The following is a 2623-nucleotide window of genomic DNA, read 5'->3' as shown; positions in this document are numbered from 1 at the left end:
GTCAGTGCGGAATGGGCGCCGGCGGCCCGGCCTCGCGCTCGACCACGACCGTCCAGCGCGCGGCCAGCATGGCGATGCTGGCGATGCTCGCGTAGAGCGGGAGCAGCAGCACGCCCACGATCCCCGCGGTGAGCGGCACGTCGAGCACGGTGCGCCCGTCGCCGTTCTTGATGACGATCCGCCGCACGTTGCCGGCGCGGATGACGTTCTTGACCGTCTGCAGCAGCTCGCTGCCGGTGGCCTGGATCTCTTCGACGACGGTCGGCATGGGGCGGGGTCGGGTGAAGGGGCGTGATCCCTACGGGCGGGGCGGGCGGCGGGTTGCAAGCACCTGCGACCTGCGACCTCACGGCCGCTCCTGGGTCGCAGGTCGCAGGTCGCAGGGCCGCTAGCCGTCGACGAAGACGTCCCCGTCCTTGGGGTGCCGCCGCCGCCACGCCTCCACGAACGGGCACGTCGGGATCAGCCGCACCCCCTCGGCGCGGGCGTGCGCCACCGCGGCCCGGACCAGCGCCTCCCCCACCCCCCGCCCGCGCTCCTCGTGCGGGACGACCGTGTGCTGCAGGTCGAGCACGTCCCGCCCCACGGACTCGTACGCCAGGACCGCCGGCCCGTCGTCCGTCTCGGCCACGAAGCGGCGGGCGCCCGCGTCGTGCGTCACCGTCGGCGTCGTCACGGCGTCACCACGCGATCCCGTGGTCCTCGCCGTGGTGCGCCGCCGCCCCCCAGAAGGTGCGGTGCTTCCGGTCGAACCAGATCGCGGTGATCGGCCCGTTCGTGCGCGGCTCGAACTCGAATGTGTAGCCCATGTTGGCGAGCGCCTTCCGCACCGGGTCGGGGGTCGCGCTGTTGAGCAGGATCCGCCCGGGGCGCGACTCGTGCCCGCCGAAGCTGCTGCGCATCTGGTACGAGTTGACGTTGGGGGCCTCGGCCGCCTGCTGCGGGGTCATCCCCCACTCGACGACGTTCAGGAAGAACTGGAGCAGGTTCTGGTCCTGCGAGTCGCCCCCCTGCACCGCGAACGCGAGGAACGGCGCGCCGTCCTTGAGCGCGAGCGTCGGCGTCAGCGTCACGCGCGGCCGCTTCCCCGGCTGGATGACGTTGAACGGCCCGTCCTTCTTCGCGGTGACGAAGCTCTGCGCGCGCTGCGACAGCCCGATCCCCGTCGCCCCCGCCACCACCGCCGGCACCCACCCGCCGCTCGGCGTGATCGACACCACCCACCCGCTCGTGTCGGCCGCCTCGATGGAGGTGGTGCCGGCGTAGAACGCGGCGCGGTACGCGGAATCCCCCTCGACGCTCGACGCGCCACGCTCGACGCCCTCCTCCGGCACCACCCGGTCGTGCTGCCCGCTGCGGATCGTCGTGTCCGGCGCCGGCTGCACCGTCCACCGCGCGAGCAGGTCGCGGTACGGGTTCGCGCCGCCCTGGAACGGGTACGGGTCGCCGGGCCTGATGGTCGCGTCGTTCCGCGTCCAGTCGATCTGCGCGTAGCGCTGCCGCGCGTAGTCCTTCGACAGCAGCCCCTTCGTCGGCGGCGCCGGGTCGAACGCCGGGTCGCCGTAGTAGAAGTCGCGGTCCGCGAAGGCGAGGCTCATCGCCTGGTACACCGCGTGGATGTAGCGCGGCGAGTTGTACCCCATCGCCTTCAGGTCCGCCTGCTCCAGGATGTTCAGCGCCTGGAGCATCGCCGGCCCCTGCTGCCAGATCGGGAGCTTGTAGACCTCGATCCCCTTGTATGTCGTGGAGACCGGCTCCTCGATCTTCACCTTCCACGTCGCGAGGTCCCGCAGCGTGAACAGCCCGCCGTCCTCGCGCACCGCGGCCACGAGGTCGCGCGCGATGTCGCCCGTGTAGAACCGGTCGTACGCGGCGTAGATGGCGGCCTTGCGGTCCCTGCCGGCGCGGCGCGCGGCGCGCTCCGCCTCGACCAGCTTGCGGAACGTCGCGGCGAGCCCCGGCTGCCGGAAGATCTCGCCGGCCTCCGGCGCCTCGCGCCCGCCGGCGAGCGGCGCCGCGCGGTGCGGGAGGAACACCGCCGGCGAGTGCTTCCACTTCTTGATCTCCGCCTTGTTCGCCTCGATCGCGTTCGCCGTCTGCGCGTCGATCGCGTAGCCGTCGGCCATCGTGATCGCGGGCGCCAGCACCTGCTCGAGCGACAGCGTGCCGTACTCGGCGAGCATCGTCATCAGCCCGCCGGGGGTGCCGGGGGTCACCGCCGCCAGCGGCCCGTACTCGGGCGGGTAGCGGTGGCCGCGGCTCCGGTAGTACTCGGCGGTCGCGCCGGTCGGGGCGACGCCGAGCGCGTTGATGCCGATCACCTTCTTCGCGCGCGGGTCGTAAATGAGCGCCTGCGTCTCGCCGCCGCAGCCGAGCGTGTCCCACATCGTGCAGGTCGCGGCGAGCATGGCCGCCGCGGCGTCCACGGCGTTGCCGCCGCGCTGGAACATCATCGCCCCGGCGGTGGCGGCGAGCGGCTTGCCGGTCACGGCTACCCAGTGGCGCCCGTGGAGCGGGGGCTTGTTGGTGCGGCGCGACGGGAGGGGCCACGAGTCGGCCGGCGCGGCGCCGGCGCGGGGCGCGGCCGCCTGCGCCGGGAGCGGGACGGGGGCGGCGAGCGGGG

General features: G+C 73.6%; 3 protein-coding genes. All 3 read right to left on the bottom strand.

Features of this window, described 5'->3' with window-relative positions; genetic code table 11:
* Nucleotide 1: 1 nt before the first annotated feature.
* On the bottom strand, nucleotides 2-268 hold the full coding sequence (locus PYV61_RS05715) for a DUF4342 domain-containing protein (RefSeq protein WP_275829219.1): 267 nt from the start codon (nucleotides 266-268) through the stop codon (nucleotides 2-4).
* 120 nt (nucleotides 269-388) lie between these two features.
* Entirely contained in the window at nucleotides 389-676 is a 288-nt protein-coding gene (locus PYV61_RS05710; RefSeq protein ID WP_275829217.1) for a GNAT family N-acetyltransferase, read from the bottom strand.
* A gap of 4 nt (nucleotides 677-680) precedes the next feature.
* The coding region (locus PYV61_RS05705) for a gamma-glutamyltransferase (RefSeq protein WP_275829216.1) at nucleotides 681-2623 on the bottom strand (1943 nt) is incomplete at its 5' end.

Source organism: Roseisolibacter sp. H3M3-2, assembly GCF_029211165.1.
In the GTDB taxonomy this organism is placed as follows: Bacteria; Gemmatimonadota; Gemmatimonadetes; order Gemmatimonadales; family Gemmatimonadaceae; genus Roseisolibacter.
Note: the sequence above shows the minus strand (reverse complement) of the source record. Positions and strands in the feature narration are given on the sequence as shown.

Excerpts from the sequence above, each read along its gene's own strand:
- PYV61_RS05715 (WP_275829219.1), bottom strand. The coding sequence starts at position 268 with ATGCCGACCGTCGTCGAAGAGATCCAGGCCACCGGCAGCGAGCTGCTG.